Here is a 21,077-nt window from a genome sequence, read left to right as displayed (position 1 = left end):
GCCCATGAGCCTGCGCGCCGTGCTGTCGATTCTTGGGTTTTCGCTGCTGGTCGGCTGTGTGTCGAGCGGCGCGGGCGATCCTCTGGCGACGCGCGAAGGGCGCGAGCGGGCGGTGCATGCCTATGTGCAATTAGGCCTGGGCTATCTTCAGCAGGGCCTCGCCGAGCAGGCCAAGGCACCTCTGGGCCGTGCCCTGGCCCTCGATGCGCGCGATGCCGATGCCCACGCCGCCCTGGCGCTGGTGTTCCAGGCGCAGGGCGAGCCGACCCTGGCCCGCACCCACTTCGTCGAAGCTTTGAAGCAACGGCCCGGCGACACCCGAATCCGCAACAACTACGGCTCGTTTCTCTACGCCCAGGGCGATTTTCGCCAGGCCGAGCAGATGTTTCGCCAAGCGGCCGGCGATACCCTGTATCCTCAGCGCTCGCGAATCTACGAGAACCTCGGCCTGACCGCGCTCAGGCAGGGCGAGCGCCAGCAGGCGCAGGCGTATTTGCACAAAGCGCTGCAACTCGATCCCCGCCAGCCCAGGGCATTGTTGGAAATGGCTGAGTTGTCCTACGAAAACAGGCATTATGTGCCGGCTCGGGACTACTACCACCGTTTCAGCCAGCTGAGCGAGCCGGACGCCCGCAGCCTGCTGCTAGGGACGCGCCTGGGTCGAGTGTTTACCGAAGAGATCGATGCCGCCCACCTAGGGCAGCAACTACAACGCCTTTATCCGGATACGCCGGAATATCAGCAATACGTGTCGGAGCAACGATGAACGCCGTGCATCCCGAAGCAGCATCAGCGACTCACCAGCACCCTGGAGACACCTTGCGCCAGGCCCGTGAGCAGCGTGGCTGGTCGCAGACCGAGGTCGCGCGCAGGCTCAACCTGACGGTCACTTCGCTGAACAACCTTGAAACCGGCGCCTTCGACAAGCTGCCGGGGCACACCTTCGCCCGTGGCTACATCCGCGCCTACGCCAAGCTGATGGACATGGACCAGGCTCCGTTGGTCGCCGCGTTCGACCAAGTCACCGGTTCCAATGCCAAGGGCAGCGACGTGCACTCGCTGGGCCGCATCGAAGAGCCGCGGCGCCTGTCGCAGAACATCCTGCGCGGCGTCAGCCTCCTGGTGCTGATCGCAGTGATCGGCGGCGGCTTCGTCTGGTGGCAGGACCAAGGCACCCTGCGCGGCAAGGACCTGACCCAGATGGCCCTGGAGCACGTCGAGGTCGAGAGCGCCGACGGCACCACGCAAATCCATCCGCTCGACGAGCCCGAAGACCAGGCCGTCTCCGCGGCGCAGCAGCCCCAGTCGACCGAGTTAGCGCTGCAACCTGCGCCTACCGAACAGACGGCGACCGAATCAACAGCGCCAGCCGCCACTCCAAGCCAGCCTGCCACCACTCAGGCGCCCATCGTCTCGACCGCGCCCAGCACCACACCGGCAGCGCCTGCTCAGGCCACCGCACCCGTGACTGCTCCGCAAAGCGCTACCGCCGTACCCGAAGGTGCGGGCAAGATCGCCATGACCTTCGTGGCCGACTGCTGGACCCAGGTCACCGACGGCAACGGCAAGGTGCTGACCAGCTCGGTCAAGCGCAAGGGCGATACCCTCGAACTCAGCGGCAAGCCGCCGTTCGCCGTGCGTCTGGGCTTCGCCCGCGGCGCGCAGGTCAGCTACAACGGCCAGGCGGTCAACCTGGCACCGTTCACCAGTGGCGAGACCGCTCGCCTCAAGTTGGGACAGTAAGACATGCACGGTGAATCTCCGATCAAACGGCGCGAATCCCGGAAAATCTGGGTCGGCAACGTAGCGGTAGGCGGCGATGCGCCCATTGCCGTGCAAAGCATGACCAACACCGACACCAACGATGTCGCCGCCACCGTGGCGCAGATCCAGCGCCTGGTCGATGCGGGCGTGGACATCGTGCGGGTCTCGGTGCCGGACATGGACGCCGCCGAAGCCTTCGGTCGCATCAAGCAGCAGGTCAGCGTGCCCCTGGTCGCCGACATCCACTTCGACTACCGCATCGCCTTGCGCGTGGCCGAACTGGGCGTCGATTGCCTGCGCATCAACCCAGGCAACATCGGCCGCGAAGACCGCGTACGCGCCGTGGTCGATGCCGCCCGCGACCGTGGCATCCCGATCCGTATCGGCGTCAACGCAGGTTCGCTGGAAAAAGACCTGCAGAAGAAGTACGGCGAGCCGACCCCAGCCGCGCTGGTCGAGTCGGCCCTGCGCCACGTCGAGCACCTCGACCGTCTGGATTTCCAGGACTTCAAGGTCAGCGTCAAGGCCTCCGACGTGTTCATGGCGGTCGATGCCTACCGGCAACTGGCCAAGCAGATCGTGCAACCCCTGCACCTGGGTATCACCGAAGCCGGTGGCCTGCGCTCGGGCACGGTGAAATCCGCCGTGGGCCTGGGTATGCTGCTGGCCGAAGGCATCGGCGACACCATCCGCATTTCCCTGGCGGCCGACCCGGTCGAGGAAGTGAAGGTCGGCTACGACATCCTCAAGTCCCTGCGTCTGCGCTCGCGTGGCATCAACTTCATCGCCTGCCCGAGCTGCTCGCGGCAGAACTTCGATGTGGTCAAGACCATGAACGACCTGGAAGGGCGCCTGGAAGACCTGCTGGTGCCGATGGACGTCGCCGTGATCGGCTGCGTGGTCAACGGCCCGGGCGAAGCCAAGGAAGCCCATGTGGGGTTGACCGGCGGCACGCCGAACCTGGTGTACATCGACGGCAAGCCGTCGCAGAAACTGGGCAACGACAACCTGGTCGATGAGCTGGAAAGGCTCATCCGCCAGAAAGCGGCCGAAAAGGCCGACGCCGACGCGGCACTGATCGCCCGTGGCTGAGAAACAGATTCGTAAGGACTTTCCGTGAGCAAATCGCTGCAAGCCATTCGTGGCATGAACGACATCCTGCCCGACCAGTCGCCGCTTTGGCGCTACTTCGAGGGTACCGTGGCCAGCCTGCTGGACGGCTATGGCTACAGCCAGATCCGCACGCCGATCGTCGAGTTCACCGAGCTGTTCAAGCGCTCGATCGGCGAAGTCACGGACATCGTCGAAAAAGAGATGTACACCTTCGAGGACCGCAACGGCGATTCGCTGACCCTGCGCCCCGAAGGCACTGCAGCCTGCGTGCGTGCGGTGCTCGAGCATGGCATCACCGGCAACGGCCAGGTGCAGAAGCTCTGGTACACCGGCCAGATGTTCCGCCACGAGCGCCCGCAGAAAGGGCGCTACCGGCAGTTCCACCAGATCGGTGTGGAGGTGTTCAACCTCGACGGGCCGGACGTCGATGCCGAGCTGATCATGCTCAGCTGGCGCCTGTGGGGCCAGCTGGGTATCCGCGACGCGGTCACCCTGGAGCTCAACAGCCTGGGCACCAGCGAAGCCCGTGCCCGCTACCGCGATGCGTTGGTCGAGTTCCTCTCGGCGCGTCTCGAACATCTGGACGAAGACAGCCAGCGCCGCCTCAAGAGCAACCCGCTGCGCGTGCTCGACAGCAAGGACGCCGGCACCCAGGCGGTATTGGTCGATGCGCCCAAGCTCGAGGACTACCTCGACGAAGAATCGCGCATCCACTTCGAAGGTCTGAAGGCGCGCCTGAACGCCGCCGGCATTCCCTTCGTCATCAACACCAAGCTGGTGCGCGGCCTGGACTACTACAGCAAGACCGTCTTCGAATGGGTCACCGACAAACTCGGCGCCCAGGGTACGGTCTGCGCCGGTGGCCGCTACGATGGCCTGGTCGAGCAGATGGGCGGCAAACCTACCCCTGGTGTCGGTTTCGCCATGGGCATCGAGCGCCTGATTCTGCTGCTGCAAACCCTCGACAAAGTCCCCGCCGCCATCAGCCGGCAGATCGACGTCTACCTGTGCGCCTTCGGCGAGCAGGCGGAGCTGGCCGGTCTGCGCCTGGCCGAGCGCCTGCGCGACCGCCTGCCGGCCCTGCGCCTGGCGGTCAACGCCGGCGGCGGCAGCTTCAAGAGCCAGTTCAAGAAAGCCGACAAGAGTGGTGCGCTGTTCGCGCTGATCCTGGGCGATGACGAACTGGCCGGCGAGACCGTCGGTATCAAGCCCCTGCGTGGCCAGGGCGAACAACAGAACATTGCCTGGGATGCTCTGGCCGAGCACCTGCAAGCCGCCATCGCGCAAGCGTGACGCGGTTCTATAGCCGAATTGCTGAGAAGGAGTATTGGGGTGTCGAGTATCGATGATGAGGGCCTGGCTGGCGCCAAGGACTGGTGGAACCGCAACGGCAAACCGCTGCTCACCGGTGCCTTGCTCGCCGCTGCCGTGGTGATGGGCTGGCAGGCCTGGCACAAGTACCAGACCAACCAGTCCCAGGGGGCTTCGAGCCTGTACCAGGCGCTGCTGGAAACCACCCTGACGCCGACCGGCACGCCGGACACGGCCAAGGTGGCGGAACTGGCCGGCAAGCTCAAGAGCGACTTCGGCGGCACGCCTTACGCGCAATACGGCAGCCTGTTCGTGGCCAAGGTCGCAGTCGAAAGCGGCAAGCTCGACGACGCCGCTGCCGAGCTCAAGGGCGTGATGGACAAGCCGGCCGACGCCACCCTGGGCGAGATCTCCCGTCAGCGCCTGGCCCGTGTACTGGCCGCGCAGGACAAAGCCGAAGAAGCCCTCAAACTGCTCGACGGCGATGCCGAGAAAGCCTTCCTCGCCAGCCGCGAGGAGCTCAAGGGTGACTTGCTGGTACAACTGGGGCGTGCCGACGATGCGCACGGCGCCTACGAAAAGGCCAAGGCCGCGTTGTCCGACGACGCCGCGACCGGTGGACTGCAATTGAAGCTGGACGACTTGGCCAAAGGGGACGCGTGACGTGATCGGTTGGAAACAAGCAGCAGTGCTGGCCCTGGCCGTTTTGGCCGCAGGTTGCAGCAGCAACGGCAAAAAAGAACTGCCACCGGCCGAATTGACCCAGTTCAAGGAGGAAGTGGCGCTCAAGAAACTCTGGAGCCGTTCGATCGGCGACGGTCAGGGTGAGAAATACAATCTGCTGGTGCCGGCGATCGAGAACGACCGCATCTTCGCCTCCGATGTGAACGGTGAGGTGTACGCGCTCAACCGCCGCACCGGCGACGTGGTCTGGGAGAAGGACCTCGATCTGCCCGTCTCGGGCGCGGTGGGCGTGGGCTATGGCCTGCTGACCCTCGGCACCCTCAAGGGCGAAGTGATCGCCCTGGACTCGAGCACCGGCGCCGAGCGCTGGCGCTCGCGGGTGAACAGCGAAGTGCTGGCGCCGCCTGCCAACAACGGTGACGTGGTCGTGGTGCAGACCCAGGACGATCGCCTGATCGGCCTGGACGCCGCCACCGGCGAGCGTCGCTGGATCTACGAAAGCTCGCCGGCCGTGCTGACCTTGCGCGGCACCGGCGCGCCAGTCGTCACCAACCGTCTGGCCATCGCCGGCCTGTCGACCGGCAAGGTCGTCGCCGTGGACATCCAGAACGGCGTGCCGGTCTGGGAAAGCCGCGTGGCCGTGCCGCAAGGCCGTTCCGAGCTCGAGCGCGTGGTGGACATCGACGGCGGCTTGCTGCTGTCCGGTGGCACCTTGTACGTCAGCACCTATCAGGGCCGCGTCGCGGGCCTGGACGTGGAAAGCGGCCGTGTGCTGTGGCAGCGCGACGCCTCCAGCTACGTGGGCGTGGCTCAGGGCTTCGGCAACGTTTACGTGAGCGAAGCGTCGGGGACGGTGGAAAGCGTCGACGAGCGCTCCTCCAGCGCCCTGTGGAGCAACGACACCATGGCGCGTCGTCAGCTCTCGGCGCCGGAAGTGTTCTCCAGCTATGTGGCCGTGGGCGACTTCGAAGGCTATCTGCACCTGCTCAGCCAGGTCGACGGCCGTTTCGTCGGCCGTGAGCGGATCGACAGCGATGGCCTGCGCGCCCGGCCCCTGGTGGTCGACGACACCATCTATGTCTTCGGCAACAGCGGCAAGCTCGAGGCACTGACCCTGCGCTGACGCTATGCTCAGGGTCTTGCCGACCTTGAGCCGCGGTGCCGCCGGCACCGCACGAACTCCGGCCGCTGCCCTGCAGCGGCCTTTGCATTTTCAAGAATTCACCAGTGGAGAGCCGCATGGTTCCCGTAATCGCCTTGGTAGGGCGGCCGAACGTCGGCAAGTCCACCATGTTCAACCGCCTGACCAAGACCCGCGACGCCATCGTCGGCGACCTGTCGGGTCTGACCCGTGACCGCCAGTACGGCGATGCCAGCTGGCAGGGTCGCTCCTACATCCTGGTCGACACCGGGGGCATCACCGGCGACGAAGTCGGCATGGACGAAAAGATGGCCGAGCAATCGCTGCTGGCCATCGAAGAAGCCGACTATGTGCTGTTCCTGGTCGATGCCCGTGCCGGCATGACCGCAGCCGACCAGATGATTGCCGAGCACCTGCGCAAGCGCAACAAGTCCGCCGTGCTGGTCGCCAACAAGATCGACAACATCGATGCCGACGTGGCCCGCGCCGAGTTCTCGCCGCTGGGCATGGGCAACGCCGTGCCGGTGGCCGGCGCACAGGGCCGCGGCATCAATGCGCTGATGGAGTCGGTGCTCGGACACATCCCGCGCGATGCCGAAGAAGAAGCGCTGGACGCCGACGTCGCCGAAGGCGAAGAAGCGGTGCGCATTCCCGGGCCGAGTGAAAAGGATGGCATCAAGATCGCCATCATCGGGCGCCCCAACGTCGGCAAGTCGACTCTGGTCAACCGCATGCTCGGCGAAGAGCGCGTGGTGGTCTACGACGAACCCGGCACCACCCGTGACAGCATCTACATCCCCTTCGAGCGCGACGGCGAGAAGTACACCTTCATCGACACCGCCGGGGTGCGCCGCCGTGGCAAGATCCACGAGGAAGTCGAGAAGTTCTCGGTGGTCAAGACGCTGCAGGCGATCAAGGACGCCAACGTCGTGGTCTTCGTCATGGATGCCCGCGAAGGTGTGGTCGACCATGACCTCAACCTGCTGGGCTTCGCCCTGGAAGCGGGTCGCGCCATCGTCATCGCCCTGAACAAATGGGACGGCATGCAGCCGGGCGAGCGCGACTACGTGAAGACCGAGCTGGAACGCCGGCTGTTCTTCGTCGACTTCGCCGACATCCACTTCATCTCGGCGCTGCACGGCACCGGCGTGGGCAACCTGTACAAGTCGGTGCAGGCCGCGTTCAAGTCGGCCGTGACCCGCTGGCCCACCAGCCGCCTGACGCAGATCCTCGAAGACGCCATCAGCGAGCACCAGCCGCCGCTGGTCAACGGCCGGCGCATCAAGCTGCGCTATGCCCACCTGGGCGGCGCCAACCCGCCGCTGATCGTGATTCACGGCAACCAGACCGAGAAGATTCCACGTTCGTACTCGCGTTACCTGGAAAACACCTACCGCCGCGTGCTCAAGCTGGTCGGCACGCCGATCCGCATTGAGTACAAGGGCGGCGAGAACCCCTTCGAGGGCAAGAAGAACACCCTCACCGACCGTCAGGTCAACAAGAAGCGCCGCTTGATGTCGCACCACAAGAAGGCCGAGAAGAAGCGCCGCGACAAGCGCTGATCGACCCATTGCGGCCATTGGTAAGAAAGCGGCATGGGGTGACCCATGCCGCTTTTTCTTATGGCCCAGAGCTTGTAGCTTATAGTCCTCGCACTTGTAGGAAGAGGGCTACATGATCCGCAGCAAGCTGCCCCACGTCGGCACCAACATCTTCACCACCATGTCGCAGCTGGCGGCGCAGACCGGTGCCCTGAACCTGTCCCAGGGTTTCCCCGACTTCACCGCACCCCAGCCCTTGCTCGAGGCGGTGGGCCGCCATGTCAGCGCCGGCCATAACCAGTACGCGCCCATGATCGGGCTGGCGGCCTTGCGCGAGCAGGTGGCCAGCAAGGTGGCGCGGCTGTATGGCGCCAAGGTCGACCCCGAGCTGGAGGTGACCATCACCCCCGGCGCCACCGAGGCGATCTTCTGCGCGATCCAGGCGGTGATCCAGCCCGGTGACGAGGCCATCATCTTCGACCCTTGCTACGACGCCTACGACCCGGCCGTGACCCTGGCCGGTGGCCGTTGCGTGCACGTGCAACTGAGCGACGGCGATTTCGCCATCGATTGGCAGGCTTTCAGCGACGCCTTGACCCCGCGCACGCGGCTGGTGGTGCTCAACTCGCCGCACAACCCCAGCGGCGCCTTGATCACGCGTGCCGACCTGGACCGGCTGGCGCAACTGGTCGCCGAGCGCGACCTCTACCTGATCAGCGACGAAGTCTACGAACACCTTGTCTACGACGGTGCCCAGCACGCTAGCCTGTTGGCCCATGAGGCGTTGTACGCGCGCACGTTCGTGGTCAGCTCGTTCGGCAAGACCTACCACGTGACCGGCTGGAAGATCGGCTACGTGGTCGCGCCACCGGCCTTGAGCCGCGAGCTGCGCAAGGTGCACCAGTACGTCAACTTCTGCGCGGTGACGCCCTTGCAGCACGCGCTGGCCGATTTCATGGCCGCGCATCCCGAGCACATCGATGAGCTGCCGGCCTTCTATCAGGCCAAGCGCGACCTGTTCTGCAACCTCTTGCAAGGCTCGCGCCTGCGCTATACCCCCACCCCAAGCACCTATTTCCAGCTGGTCGACTATTCGGCGATCCGCCCGGACCTCAACGACCAGGAGATGGCTGTGTGGCTGACCCGCGAGCATGGTGTGGCGAGCATTCCGGTCTCGGTGTTCTACCAGCAACCCATCGCCGAGCAACGCCTGCTGCGTCTGTGCTTCGCCAAACGTGAGGAGACGCTGCAGCACGCGGCGGAGAAACTATGCGCGATCTGAGCCAACTGCCCGACCTGACCCTCGCCCTGGTACAGACCGAACTGGCCTGGCAGGACCGCCAAGCCAACCACGACCATTTCGAAACCCTGCTGGAGCAAGCAACCGGTGCCGACCTGGTCGTGCTGCCGGAGATGTTCACCACCGGGTTTTCCATGGAGTCCGAGCGCCTGGCCGAAGCCGAGAACGGCCCGACCAGCAAGTGGCTCAAGGCCCAGGCCAAGAAGCTCGGCGCGGTGGTGACCGGCAGCGTGATCGTCCGCGCCGCCGACGGCAGCCACCGCAACCGCCTGCTGTGGGCGCGGCCTGACGGCGAGCTGCTGCATTACGACAAGCGCCACTTGTTCCGCATGGCCGGCGAGCACAAGCACTACACCCCCGGTGAGCGCCAGGTGCAGTTCGAGCTCAACGGCTGGCGCATTCGCCCCCTGATCTGCTACGACCTGCGCTTTCCGGTGTGGAGCCGCGACGCTGCCGACACCGACCTGCTGCTCTATACGGCCAACTGGCCGGCCGCCCGCCGCCTGCACTGGAATCGCCTGCTACCGGCGCGCGCCATCGAGAACCTGTGCTTCGTGGCCGCGGTGAACCGCGTGGGCACCGATGGCAAAGGCTTCGGCTATAGCGGCGACAGCCAGGTGCTGGACTACCACGGCGAAAGCCTGCTCAGCGCAGGCGAGGCCGACGGCGTGTTCACCGTGCAACTGCGCGCGACGGAACTGGCCGCCTACCGCGCACGCTTCCCCGCCAACCTGGATGCCGACGGCTTCCAGCTGGAGTACTGAGCGAAACGGGGGGAGGGTAGAACGCTTGGAGAAAGGGCCACCGCTGGGTGGCCCTTGATCGAGGCTTAGAGGTAGAACGCTTTCAGCGGCGGGAAACCGTTGAATTCCACTGCGCTGTAGCTGGTGGTGTAGGCGCCGGTCGACAGCCAGTACAGGCGGTCGCCGATGGCCAGGTTCAGCGGCAAGCCGTACTTGTAGTGCTCGTACATGATGTCGGCGCTGTCGCAGGTCGGGCCGGCGATCACCACTTCTTCCATCTCGCCTTTCTTCTCGGTCCAGATCGGGAACTTGATCGATTCGTCCATGGTTTCGATCAGGCCGGAGAACTTGCCCACGTCGGTGTACACCCAGCGCTCCACGGCGGTACGCGACTTACGCGCCACCAGCACCACTTCGCTGACCAGGATGCCGGCGTTGGCGATCAGCGAACGGCCCGGCTCGAGGATGATTTCCGGCAGATCGTCGCCGAAGTCTTCCTTGAGGAAGCGGATGATCTCTTCGGCGTAGGTTTCCAGGCTGTTGGTGCGGGTGATGTAGTTGGCCGGGAAGCCGCCACCCATGTTGATCAGCTTCAACTCGATGCCGTCTTCTTCCTTCAGGCGCTCGAAGATCACCTTGACCTTGGCGATGGCCGCGTCCCACACGCTGATGTCGCGCTGCTGCGAGCCGACGTGGAAGGAGATGCCGTAAGGTACCAGACCCAGGTCACGGGCGAGGATCAGCAGGTCCATGGCCATGTCGGTCTGGCAGCCGAATTTGCGCGACAGCGGCCAGTCGGCGGTGGTCGAACCTTCGGTGAGGATGCGCACGTAGACCTTCGAGCCCGGCGCGGCCTTGGCGATGTTGCGCAGGTCGGCTTCGGAATCGGTGGCGTACAGGCGCACGCCCTTCTCATAGAAGTAGCGGATGTCCTTGGACTTCTTGATGGTGTTGCCGTAGCTGATGCGGTCGGCGCTCACACCCTGGTTCATCACCTTGTCCAGCTCGTAGATCGAGGCGATGTCGAAGTTCGAGCCCTTGTCCTTGAGCAGGTCGATGATCTCTACGGCCGGGTTGGCCTTGACCGCGTAGTAGACCTTGGCGAATTCGAAACCGGCGCGCAGGTCGTCGTAGGCTTTGCTGATGATCTGCGTGTCGATGACGACGAACGGGGTTTCCTGCTTGTCGGCGAACGCCTTCATCTTGGTGAAAGTGTCACGTGCGAAATAGTCTTCGACTTGGATCGACATGCTCAAGGACTCCATGGGCAAACGGAATGAATAAGTGGTTGCAGACGAACGCCCTCCGTATCCCCACGTTGGAGGGCTCGACGCGGCCTTGGACGGCGCAGGTCGGAGCCGGATGGATCGTTTCCAGCATGGACGTTCGGCGCGCACTGTAGGGCGTGGGGACCGTGGAATCAACAGGCGAATCCGGCCCGCGCCCTGAGTGATCGACTGGCTCGGCGGGCGGATGTTCCGGTGGGATCGGCAAGCGTTAAATATTGTGGATGACCCCTTGTAGGAGCGGCTTCAGCCGCGATGGCCGACGTAGTCGGCCCAACCGAGCGAATGCGTTACCGCATGGACCCTGCGGTGGTCTGGATGGGGCTGCTGCGCAGCCCATCGCGGCTGAAGCCGCTCCTACAACTGTGCATATTTATGGCCACGCCACCTGTGCGAATGCACGGACGGCGTGGCCATAAATTTTTTGTTACTGGCGCATTTTTTCTCAGCGCTTCAGGACACCGCCTCGGCCGGCGACACGATGCTGGTCTTCGCGCCCCGCGAACGGCCCGAACTCAAATACGCCGCGATCGACTCCTGGGTCACCTCGCCGAGGAACACCTGCTCGGCATCGAGCACCGGCAGCCAGGCGCGGTTGAACTCGTACATGCGCGACAACAGGATGCGCAGGTGCTCTTCGTGCGACGCGGTGGCGTTGAACGGGCGCAGGAAGTCGCCGCATGTGCCCTGCTGGCGGTGCATGTCACGGCGGCGCACATAACCCAGCGCCTTGTTCGCCGCATCGGTCACCACCACATAGCGGCGGTCGTGCTCGTCGAGCAGTTCCAAGGCATCGGCCACCGGCGTTTCCGGGCTGACCGACGGGGCATTGTCGGCGGCGTCTTCGGCCTTGACCAGGAGCAGGCGCTTGAGGGTGCTGTCCTGGCCGACGAAGCTGCTGACGAACTCGTCGGCCGGGTGCGCGAGCAGGGTGTCGGGGTGGTCGAGCTGCAACAGCTTGCCGGCGCGGAAGATGGCGATCTTGTCGCCCAGCTTGATGGCTTCGTCGATGTCGTGGCTGACCATGATCACGGTCTTGTTCAAGGCGCGTTGCATCTCGAAGAACTCGTTCTGGATCATTTCCCGGTTGATCGGGTCGACCGCGCCGAAGGGCTCGTCCATCAGCAGCACCGGCGCATCGGCCGCCAGCGCGCGGATCACGCCGATGCGCTGTTGCTGGCCGCCGGACAGTTCGCGCGGGTAGCGTTGCAGGTACTGCTTGGGTTCGAGCTTGATCATGCTCATCAGCTCGCGGGCGCGCTCGTGGCAGCGCTGTTTGTCCCAGCCCAGCAGGCGCGGCACCACGGTGATGTTCTCTTCGATGGTCATGTTGGGGAACAGGCCGATCTGCTGGATCACGTAGCCGATGTGCCGGCGCAGGGTCACTTCGTCCAGGCCCGTGGTGTCTTCGCCGTTGATGAAGACCTGACCCGAGGTGGGTGCGATCAGGCGGTTGATCATCTTCAGCGTGGTGCTCTTGCCGCAGCCCGAAGGCCCCAGGAACACGCAGATTTCGCCTTCGTTGACGGTCAGGCTGACCGAGTCGACGGCTTTGATCTGCTTGCCGTTGGCGGTGAAGGTTTTGCTGAGGTTCTTCAATTCGATCATGAGCGCAGTCCTTCTGGAGTCAGGGCACGTTGCAGGGTTTGCAGGAGCAGGTCGGCGATGATGGCCAGCAGGCTGACCAGCACGGCGCCGACCAGCAGCATCGACATGTCGCTGCGGCTGATGGAGGTGAGGATGAGCACGCCCAGGCCGCCGGCGCCGATGGTCGCGGCGATGGTCATGACGCCGATGTTCATCACCACGGCGGTGCGCACCCCGGCGAGGATCACCGGCACGGCGATGGGCAGCTCGACCATGCGCAAGCGCTGGCCGAAGGTCATGCCGATGCCGCGCGCCGCTTCGCGGATACCAGGCTCGACGTTGGTCAGGGCCAGGTAGGTGTTGCGCAGGATCGGCAGCAGCGAGTAGAGGAACACGGCAGTGATCGCCGGCAGCGGGCCCAGGCCCTGGCCGAACTTGGAGTAGAACGGCAGCAGCAGGCCGAACAGGGCGATGGAGGGGATGGTCAGCAGCACGGTGGCGCAGGCTTGTACCGGGCCGGCCACGGCCGGGAAGCGCGTCATCAGGATGCCCAGCGGCACGCCCAGGAGAATCGCCAGGCCCACGGCGACGCCGACCAGGGTCAGGTGCTGCAAGGTCAGTTGCAGCACCTGCGCCCAGTCGAGATGGCTGAAGGTATCGAACAGGCTCATGGTTTCACCTCGCCGAGTGCGTGCTCGCGCAGGAAGGCTGCGGCCACGCGGGTGGGGCTCTGGTGCTCGACGTCGATGCGCGCGTTGAGCGTGCGCATGGTCTGGTCGTCGAGCGCCGCGGCCAGGGGTTCGAGGAGCGTCGCCAGTTGCGGATGGGCCTCGAGCACTTCGGTGCGCAGCACGGGGGCGGCGGTGTAGTCGGGGAAGTAGTGCAGGTCGTCTTCGAGCAGCTTGATGTCGAAAGCGTTCAAACGGCCGTCGGTGGTGTAGACCAGGCCGGCGAACACTTGGCCGTTGCGCATGGCGGTGTACACCAGGCCCGAGTCCATCTGGCGGATGTTGCGTCGGTCCAGCGGCATACCGTACAGCTCGCGCAGGCCGACCAGGCCGTCGGGGCGGTTGGCGAACTCGGTGTCCAGGGCCACCAGGTGGTTGCGCTCGGATTCGTCGTCGAGCACGCGGGTCAGGTCGCTGATGCTAGCGATCTGCGGATAGGCCTGGGCCACCTTCTGCGGCAGGCCGAGCGCATAGGTGTTGCTGAATTTCGACGGGGCCAGCCAGGTCAGGCCTTTCTGCGCATCGAGCTGCTTGACCTTGGCGTAGGTGGCCTCGGGGCTGGGCATGCGCTCTTCGATGTGGTTGTAGGAGACCAGCGACACCCCGGTGTATTCCCAGAGCATGTCGAGCTGCCCGGTCTCCTGGGCCTGGCGCGCGATGTTGCTGCCCAAGCCCGAGGTGATGCGCACGTCGAAACCATTGGCGCGCAGGTACTGCGCGGTGATTTCGGCGAGGATGGTCTGCTCGGTGAAGACCCGGGCGCCGATGCGGATCAGCGGTTTTTGCGCGGCCTGGGCGACGCTTGCGCACAGCAAGGCCGCGCCCAGGGCAATGGCGATCAATCGTTTCATGACAGTCCTCGTTCAGTGGGCCAGGCCGCGTTCCAGCCAGCGCTTGCTGGAAAAACTCACCAGCGCGTCGAGCAGCAGTGCCAGCAGTGCGGTGCAGGCGGCGCCGAGCAGCAGTTGCGGCTGATTGTTCAGGGCGATGCCGGGGAAGATCAGGCTGCCCAGGCTGTTGGCGCCGATCAGGAACGACAGGGGCGCGGTGCCGACGTTCAGCGCCAGGGCCACGCGCACGCCGCCGACGATGATGGGCACGGCGTTGGGCAGCTCCACTTGCCAGAGTTGCTGGCGCGGCGTCATGCCGATGCCGGTGGCGGCTTCCTTGAGCGAGGCGGGGACGTTCTTCAGGCCTTCGTAGGTGTTGCGCACGATGGGCAGCAGGGAGGCGAGGAACAGGGCGAAGATCGCGGGGCCGGCACCAATGCCTAGGACACTGAGGGCGATGGCCAGAACGGCCAGGGGAGGGATGGTGTTGCCAACGTTGAAGAACTGCATGAAGCGCTCGGCTTTGTCGACCCTGTGCGGCCGACTCAAGGCAATGCCGGCGGGGATGCCCACGGCCAACGCCGCCGCCATCGAAGCCAGCACCAGCACCAGGTGCGCTTGCAGGTAGAAACCAAGGTCGCCTTGGTAGCGGGCGATCGTGTCGAGGCCGATCCAGTGGATCAGCAGGGCCAGGATGACGAGCACGGCAGCCCATCCCATCAGCCCTTTTCCGTAGCGTCTTGCCACAGGTGGACTCCTTTTTCTGGTCGGCGAACGCACGTCCCGGTAGACCGACATCGCTAGCGGCGGGCAGTGGGTTCGCGAGTAGCGGCGCGGCGCCGGCGAGCGGCAGCCAATCACGCCATGAGCCAAGCCTCGTCAGGCTCGTGAAGCAGGTGTCGCCAGCCCTGGAACGCGGGGTGCGGCAGGGGAGCGGACGTCTCCGAAGGGCACAAAGGTTTACACGTTGGCAGGCATTTGGCTAGCGTTGATCCACTGCCTGGGGTGGCGTTCGGCAGGAAAAAACAGGTATCGGAGGGCGATTCGGCCAGTGAAAACACTGGTTTCACGCCAAGCGCCAGCGCGCTTACCGGTCCGTGTTTCGGCCAGGCGGGCTGGGCGTTGCGAGGTGGCACGGGCCGGCCGCTGCCACAGCTTTGGTCTAGCGGCAGGATCGGGTATCATACCGCCCCTTTTTCGAAGACCCAGTCAGGCGATTTCCCATGACCCAACAGGCCGCCGAAGTCGCGAAGCGCCGCACTTTCGCCATCATTTCCCACCCCGACGCCGGTAAGACCACCATCACTGAGAAGCTGCTGCTGATGGGCAAGGCCATTGCCGTCGCCGGTACCGTGAAGTCGCGCAAGTCCGACCGCCACGCCACCTCCGACTGGATGGAAATGGAGAAGCAGCGCGGTATCTCCATCACCACTTCGGTGATGCAGTTCCCCTACCGCGAGCAGATGATCAACCTGCTCGACACCCCCGGCCACGAAGACTTCTCCGAAGACACCTACCGCACCCTGACCGCGGTCGACTCCGCGCTGATGGTGCTCGACGGCGGTAAGGGGGTCGAGCCACGGACCATCGCCCTGATGGACGTCTGCCGCCTGCGCGACACGCCGATCGTGAGCTTCATCAACAAGCTCGACCGCGACATCCGCGACCCCATCGAGCTGCTCGACGAGATCGAGGCGGTGCTCAAGATCAAGGCCGCGCCGATCACCTGGCCGATCGGCTGCTATCGCGACTTCAAGGGCGTGTACCACCTGACCGGCGACTACATCATCGTCTACACCCCAGGGCACGGCCACGAGCGCACCGAAACCAAGATCATCGAAAAGCTCGACTCCGACGAGGCCCGCGCGCACCTGGGCGACCAGTACGACAGCTTCGTCGAGCAGTTGGAGCTGGTGCAGGGCGCCTGCCACGAGTTCGACCAGGACGAGTTCATCAACGGTCAGCTGACCCCGGTGTTCTTCGGTACCGCATTGGGCAACTTCGGCGTCGACCACGTGCTCGATGCGGTGGTGGACTGGGCGCCACGGCCACTGGGCCGGGTAGCCAACGAGCGCACCGTCGAGCCTGTGGAAGAGAAGTTCACCGGCTTCGTGTTCAAGATCCAGGCGAACATGGACCCCAAGCACCGCGACCGCATCGCTTTCATGCGCATCTGCTCGGGCCGTTACGAGAAGGGCATGAAGATGCGCCACGTGCGCCTGGGCAAAGACCTGCGCGTGGGCGATGCGCTGACGTTCTTCTCCTCCGAGCGTGAACAGCTCGACGAGGCCTATGCCGGCGACATCATCGGCCTGCACAACCACGGCACCATCCAGATCGGCGACACCTTCAGCGAAGGCGAGGTGCTGGGCTTCACCGGCATTCCGCACTTCGCCCCGGAACTGTTCCGCCGCGTGCGGCTGAAAGACCCGCTCAAGTCCAAGCAACTGCGCCAGGGCCTGCAACAGCTGGCCGAAGAGGGCGCGACCCAGGTGTTCTTCCCCGAGCGCAGCAACGACATCATCCTCGGCGCGGTCGGCGTGCTGCAGTTCGATGTGGTCGCCAGCCGTCTGAAGGAGGAATACAAGGTCGAGTGCGCCTACGAGCCGATCACCGTGTGGTCGGCCCGCTGGATCAGCTGCGACGACAAGAAGAAGCTCGAAGACTTCCAGACCAAGGCCTTCGAAAACCTGGCCATCGACGGCGGCGGCCACCTGACCTATCTGGCTCCGACCCGGGTCAACCTGGCGCTGATGGAAGAGCGCTGGCCGGACGTGAAATTCCGCGCCACCCGCGAGCACCATTGATCGCCTGTAGGAGCGACTTCTTTCTGTGGGAGCGACTTCAGTCGCGATGGCCTGCAACGCAGGCCCAGTCCAGCCACCGCGGTTCATCAGAAACAACGATACGATCTGGAATGGGGCGGCGTTGCCGCCCATCGCGGCTGACCGGAGCGCCGGACCGGCCGCTCCCACAGGGGGTATGGCAGCCGTCGCGGTTTGTCGAGGCGCCGAGCCGGCCGCGCCTACAGGGCGCTGGTCGTTTCTGTGTGGTTAGTTCCCCGCCTTGATGCTGGTCCAGATCCGCGTGCGGATGCGGTCGATCTTCGCCGGCATCGATTCCAGGGCGAACAGCTTGCCCATCACCGCGTCGCTCGGGTAAATCATGGTGTTCTGGGTCAACGCCGGTTGCACCAGGGCATTGGCCTTGAGGTTGCCGTTGGCGTACTGCACCGAGTCGCTGATGTTGGCCATCACGTCGGGTTGCAGCAGGTAGTTCATGTAGGCGTAGGCCGCCTTCTCGTTCGGCGCATCGGCCGGCATGGCGACCATGTCGAACCACAGCGGCGCGCCTTCCTTGGGAATCGAATAGCCCACCTTGACCCCGTTCTTCGCCTCTTCGGCGCGGTTCTTCGCCTGCAGAACGTCGCCCGAGAAGCCCACCACCACGCACACGTCGCCGTTGGCCAGGTCGCCGGTGTATTTGGACGAATGGAAATAGCTGATGTACGGCCGCGCCTTCATCAACAGCGCCTTGGCTTTCTCGTAGTCCTCGGGCTTCTGGCTGTGGTGCGGCAAGCCCAGGTAATTGAGAGCGATCGGCAGCAGTTCCGGGCCATTGTCCAGCATCGCCACGCCGCAGCTTTTCAGCTTGCTCAGGTACTCGGGCTTGAAGATCAGGTCCCAGGAATCGAGCGGCGCGTCCTCGCCCAGCACCGCCTTGACCTTGTCGACGTTGTAGCCGATGCCGGTGCTGCCCCACAGGTAAGGGAAGCCGTACTGGTTACCCGGGTCGTTCACCTCCAGCACCTTGAGCAGGCGCGGGTCGAGGTTCTGCCAATTCGGCAACTGCGCCTTGTCCAGGCGCTTCAAGGCCCCACCCTGGATCTGCCGGGCCATGAAGTGGTTGGACGGAAACACCACGTCGTAGCCGGAGTGGCCGGTCATCAGCTTGCCGTCGAGGGTTTCGTTGCTGTCGTAGACGTCGTAGGTCGGCACGATGCCGGTGGCTTTCTGGAAGTTCTGCAACGTGTCGGGCGCGATGTAGCTCGACCAGTTGTAGATCTTCACCGAGTCGGCGGCGTTGGCCAGGCCTGCGGTCAGCATCAGGGGGGCGAGGAGGAGTGTGCGCATGTCCGGTTTACCTTGCTTGGTCTGTTGTTGTCGAAGAACGGCAGGCGATCAGCGGATCAGAAAATCAATACATAGGTTTTGCGCACGGTCTCCTGGATGTCCCAGGTGCCGGTGCTGTTGGCCGGTAGCATCAGGGCGTCTCCGGCTTCGATCAGCAGGGGCTCGCCGCCATCGGGTGTGAAGGTGCAGCGGCCCTTGATGAAATGGCAGAACTCCTGCTGCACGATCTGCCGCCGCCAGCGCCCTGGGGTGCATTCCCAGATGCCGGTTTCCACCCCGTCGCTGCGTTCCACGCAGGTGACCGAGGTGACGGCCACAGGCTCGCCGAGCGGTACGGCGACTGGGCTGGAGGTGTCCAGCACGGTGCTGTCGGTGTGTTTGAACTGGGTGATGTGCATGGCGGTGGGTCTCCTGTGAAGGTGGGCGCAACTCAGTGCATGAAGCCTTCCATGAACCCTGCCAGGCCCGTGGCGAAGCGGCGACGCCAGGCTGGGCTGGCCGGATCGGCGAGCACGCGGTCCTCGTGCACGAAACTGCGGATGATCGCGTTGTAGCCCAGCCAGCGGCACGGCTCAGGTGGCCAACCGGCCAGGCTCGACAGGGGGCGGTTGTCGTGCACCCAGGGCTGGGCGGTGAGTGCGTTGTGTTGGCCGAGGATCAGCGCGGCCAGGGTGCGGCCGCCCAGGTTGCTGGCGCCCACCCCCTCGCCACCGTAGCCGCCGGCCAGGGCCAGGCCACGTTGGCGGTCGCACAGCATGTGCGGCCGGAAACGCCGGGCCATGCCCAGGTTGCCGCCCCAGGAGTGGCTGATGCGCACGTGCTTCAAGTGCGGGAACAGTTCGCCGAACAGGTAGCGGCGCAGCTCGACTTCGGCTTCGCTCAGGGTGAAGTCCTCGCGCAGACGGCCGCCGAAGCGGTAGCCGCCGCGGGCGCCGAACACCAGACGGTCGTCGAGCGTGCGCTGGCCGTAGGTCACCTGACGGCTGCCCTCGCTGAACGCCTGGCCCTGGCCCAGACCGATCCGCTCCCAGGCCGAGGGAGGCAGCGGCTCGGTCGCCACCAGCAGGCTCTGCACCGGCAGCTGGTAACGCCCAAGCGGCGGCAGGCTGGCGGCATAGCCTTCGACGGCCGGCACCACCCATTGGCAGCGCACGCGGGCTTGGGCGGTCAGCACTTCGCCGGTATGCCAGTCTTGCGCGGAAGTGTTTTCGTAGATCGCGACGCCCAAGCTTTCGACTACCCGCGCCAGCCCGCGGACCAGTTTGGCGGGGTGGATCGTCGCCACATGGGGGCTGAAAATCGCGCCATAGGCATTGCTGGCACGCAGTTGCCCGGCCAGTTGCTCGGGCTTGAGCCAGCGGTAGTCGTCCTCGTTCATGCCCTGGCGGTACAGGTCGTCGAGGTAGGCGCGCAGGTGGCGTTCCTGCTCGGGGTAGCGGGCGGCGCAGTAGATCACCCCGGCCTTGCGGTAGTCGCAGTCGATGCCTTCGCGCTGCAGCACGCGCTGCACTTCGTCGGGGATGCCGTGCAGCAGGTCGACGCTGGCGCGGCGTTGCTGGGCCGAAAGCGTGGCGAGCATGCGGTCTTCGCCCAGCAGGTTGCCCATCAGCCAGCCGCCGTTGCGGCCCGAAGCGCCGAAGCCTGCGGTGTTGGCTTCGAGGATGGCGATGCGCAGGTGCGGGGCCTGGCGCTTGAGATAGTAGGCGGTCCACAGGCCGGTGTAGCCGGCGCCGATAATGCACACGTCGACGTCCAGGTCGTGTTGCAGGGACGGGCGTGGGTCGAGCGGCTCGTCGAGCTGGTCCATCCACAGGCTGATCGTGCGCCAGGCTTGCATCGCTACCCCTCCTACTGCCGTTGCAGGTGTGGAGAGGATGCTAGTCGGGCGATGTGGGCGATGTCTTGCGTGCGTGCACGCAGAGAAAAGCGGGGTGGGGTCTATACGGGACGTTTCTGGTCTAGGTAGGCCTTGGGCGAAAGCCCGGTGCGCTCGCGGAAGCATTTGTAGAAGGCCGAGAGCGAGTTGAACCCCGCAGCGAAGGCCAACTCGTCGACGCGCGCGCCGCTCGAACCCGCCTCCAGTTGCCCGAGCAGATGCTGCAAGCGCGCCTGGTTGACGTAGCGGTAGAAGCTCTGCCCCAACACCTGGTTGAGCAGGTAGGAAATCTGGTTGCGGCTGTAGCCGCTTTCGCTGGCCACCCGTTGCAGGTCCAATTCGGGATCCAGGTAGGGGCGGCGGCGCTGGAAGTATTGTTCCAGGTCCTGGGCCATGGTGCTCAACTGACGCGGCGACAGCCCCAGGCGGCTAGTGGCCGGGCGGGCCTGCCGGTCGCCGCGGCTGGCGACCGTCTCGCGCACCAGGGTCGCGTATTCGTTCACCTGGCAGATCAGCCCGTCGCTGACGGTGATGACCTCGCTGGACTGGAAAGTGACCAGCCCCTCGCCCCCATGCACCGTCACCTCGTACTGGATGAACGCCTTGCAGCCGTCCACGCGAATCCGGTCGTTGTGCACGATGTCTTCCCCGGCGTGGTGAGGCAGGCAGACCTTCACGTAGTCGCGCAATTGCACGTAGTCGAGCACACGGTTCTGAAAGTAGTCGTGGTAGCGCACCTGCGGGTGATAGAGCGCCATCACAGCGTCTAGGTCGCGGTGTTTCCAGCTCAGGTGATAGCGCATGACCACGTCCGCCGTCAGCGGCGTTTGCTCGGGGCCATCGCGAAGAAGAGGGGCGGTCATGGCGCGATAGTGCATCGCTGCGTCATCGCCGACAAGCCTGATGCGCCAGCATGCGTCCAGTTGCCGCAGCGACCCTGCAATACGCCCACTCCATTTGAATGGCTTCGGGCGTTTCGCACGATTCTAAGAAAGGAATTTTTCGTAAGTCGTTGATTTAATTGAAAGTCATTTTTAGTC

At 64.8% G+C, this 21,077-nt stretch carries 19 protein-coding genes; 10 read left to right on the top strand and 9 right to left on the bottom strand.

Translation table 11 applies throughout. The annotated features are described in order from the left end of the window. The first annotated feature begins 4 nt into the window (after nt 1–4). The 9 genes from pilW (at nt 5) to ACSMEV_RS19960 (ending at nt 9,618) form a co-directional block, all read left to right on the top strand. Nucleotides 5–766, top strand: a complete 762-nt coding sequence (gene pilW / locus ACSMEV_RS20000) for a type IV pilus biogenesis/stability protein PilW (protein WP_459206675.1) — start codon at nt 5–7, stop codon at nt 764–766. After that, the gene (locus tag ACSMEV_RS19995) at nt 763–1,743 is read left to right on the top strand and encodes a RodZ domain-containing protein (RefSeq protein WP_459206674.1); all 981 of its coding nucleotides are present in this window, start codon (nt 763–765) and stop codon (nt 1,741–1,743) included. The genes pilW and ACSMEV_RS19995 overlap by 4 nt, the downstream gene beginning before the upstream one ends. Before the next feature lie 3 nt (nt 1,744–1,746). Further along, a complete protein-coding gene (ispG, locus tag ACSMEV_RS19990) occupies nt 1,747–2,856 on the top strand; it encodes a flavodoxin-dependent (E)-4-hydroxy-3-methylbut-2-enyl-diphosphate synthase (protein WP_296263049.1) in 1,110 nt (369 codons plus the stop codon). A gap of 24 nt (nt 2,857–2,880) precedes the next feature. Continuing rightward, nucleotides 2,881–4,170 (top strand): histidine--tRNA ligase, encoded by a 1,290-nt coding sequence (gene hisS, locus ACSMEV_RS19985; protein WP_459206673.1) that lies wholly within the window; start codon nt 2,881–2,883, stop codon nt 4,168–4,170. Nucleotides 4,171–4,209: 39 nt separating this feature from the next. Continuing rightward, nucleotides 4,210–4,851 (top strand): tetratricopeptide repeat protein, encoded by a 642-nt coding sequence (locus ACSMEV_RS19980; RefSeq protein ID WP_296263054.1) that lies wholly within the window; start codon nt 4,210–4,212, stop codon nt 4,849–4,851. Between the two features lies 1 nt (nt 4,852). Next, complete coding sequence (bamB, locus tag ACSMEV_RS19975; RefSeq protein WP_313738564.1) at nt 4,853–5,995, top strand: outer membrane protein assembly factor BamB; 1,143 nt, start codon at nt 4,853–4,855, stop codon at nt 5,993–5,995. A 116-nt stretch (nt 5,996–6,111) separates the two neighbouring features. Further along, entirely contained in the window at nt 6,112–7,575 is a 1,464-nt protein-coding gene (gene der, locus ACSMEV_RS19970; RefSeq protein ID WP_459206672.1) for a ribosome biogenesis GTPase Der, read from the top strand. 112 nt (nt 7,576–7,687) lie between these two features. Continuing rightward, complete coding sequence (locus ACSMEV_RS19965) at nt 7,688–8,836, top strand: pyridoxal phosphate-dependent aminotransferase (protein ID WP_459206671.1); 1,149 nt, start codon at nt 7,688–7,690, stop codon at nt 8,834–8,836. After that, nucleotides 8,824–9,618 carry an amidohydrolase gene (locus ACSMEV_RS19960; protein WP_459206670.1) on the top strand — a complete coding sequence of 265 codons (795 nt, stop codon included), beginning with the start codon at nt 8,824–8,826 and terminating at the stop codon, nt 9,616–9,618. The genes ACSMEV_RS19965 and ACSMEV_RS19960 overlap by 13 nt, the downstream gene beginning before the upstream one ends. 65 nt (nt 9,619–9,683) lie before the next feature. Here ACSMEV_RS19960 and ACSMEV_RS19955 read toward each other — a convergent pair whose 3' ends face one another. From ACSMEV_RS19955 to ACSMEV_RS19935, 5 genes are all read right to left on the bottom strand, one after another. Further along, on the bottom strand, nt 9,684–10,847 hold the full coding sequence (locus ACSMEV_RS19955) for a type III PLP-dependent enzyme (protein WP_296263064.1): 1,164 nt from the start codon (nt 10,845–10,847) through the stop codon (nt 9,684–9,686). Nucleotides 10,848–11,336: 489 nt separating this feature from the next. Further along, nucleotides 11,337–12,491, bottom strand: a complete 1,155-nt coding sequence (locus ACSMEV_RS19950; RefSeq protein WP_459206669.1) for an osmoprotectant ABC transporter ATP-binding protein OsmV — start codon at nt 12,489–12,491, stop codon at nt 11,337–11,339. After that, the gene (locus ACSMEV_RS19945) at nt 12,488–13,141 is read right to left on the bottom strand and encodes an ABC transporter permease (RefSeq protein ID WP_459206668.1); all 654 of its coding nucleotides are present in this window, start codon (nt 13,139–13,141) and stop codon (nt 12,488–12,490) included. Before ACSMEV_RS19945 ends, ACSMEV_RS19950 begins: the two co-directional genes overlap by 4 nt. Then, a complete protein-coding gene (locus tag ACSMEV_RS19940; protein ID WP_459206667.1) occupies nt 13,138–14,049 on the bottom strand; it encodes a glycine betaine ABC transporter substrate-binding protein in 912 nt (303 codons plus the stop codon). Before ACSMEV_RS19940 ends, ACSMEV_RS19945 begins: the two co-directional genes overlap by 4 nt. A gap of 12 nt (nt 14,050–14,061) precedes the next feature. Further along, complete coding sequence (locus ACSMEV_RS19935; RefSeq protein WP_409522246.1) at nt 14,062–14,748, bottom strand: ABC transporter permease; 687 nt, start codon at nt 14,746–14,748, stop codon at nt 14,062–14,064. A gap of 503 nt (nt 14,749–15,251) precedes the next feature. On the opposite strand from ACSMEV_RS19935, the gene ACSMEV_RS19930 reads away from it, so the two are divergent. Further along, the gene (locus ACSMEV_RS19930) at nt 15,252–16,835 is read left to right on the top strand and encodes a peptide chain release factor 3 (protein WP_459206666.1); all 1,584 of its coding nucleotides are present in this window, start codon (nt 15,252–15,254) and stop codon (nt 16,833–16,835) included. Between the two features lie 246 nt (nt 16,836–17,081). On the opposite strand, the gene ACSMEV_RS19925 is transcribed toward ACSMEV_RS19930, so the two are convergent. The 4 genes from ACSMEV_RS19925 to ACSMEV_RS19910 all read right to left on the bottom strand — a co-directional run bounded on the left by ACSMEV_RS19925 (nt 17,082) and on the right by ACSMEV_RS19910 (nt 20,915). Continuing rightward, nucleotides 17,082–18,161: a polyamine ABC transporter substrate-binding protein gene (locus tag ACSMEV_RS19925; RefSeq protein ID WP_459206665.1), complete on the bottom strand. Its 1,080-nt coding sequence runs from the start codon at nt 18,159–18,161 to the stop codon at nt 17,082–17,084. Between the two features lie 56 nt (nt 18,162–18,217). Beyond that, complete coding sequence (locus tag ACSMEV_RS19920; RefSeq protein ID WP_459206664.1) at nt 18,218–18,559, bottom strand: cupin domain-containing protein; 342 nt, start codon at nt 18,557–18,559, stop codon at nt 18,218–18,220. A 32-nt stretch (nt 18,560–18,591) separates the two neighbouring features. Further along, nucleotides 18,592–19,998 carry an NAD(P)/FAD-dependent oxidoreductase gene (locus ACSMEV_RS19915; protein ID WP_459206663.1) on the bottom strand — a complete coding sequence of 469 codons (1,407 nt, stop codon included), beginning with the start codon at nt 19,996–19,998 and terminating at the stop codon, nt 18,592–18,594. A gap of 101 nt (nt 19,999–20,099) precedes the next feature. Then, the gene (locus ACSMEV_RS19910; protein ID WP_459206662.1) at nt 20,100–20,915 is read right to left on the bottom strand and encodes a helix-turn-helix domain-containing protein; all 816 of its coding nucleotides are present in this window, start codon (nt 20,913–20,915) and stop codon (nt 20,100–20,102) included. Nucleotides 20,916–21,077: the final 162 nt, after the last annotated feature.

The organism is Pseudomonas sp. MLB6B (genome assembly GCF_054508135.1).
This window is presented reverse-complemented; position numbering and strand designations above follow the sequence as displayed.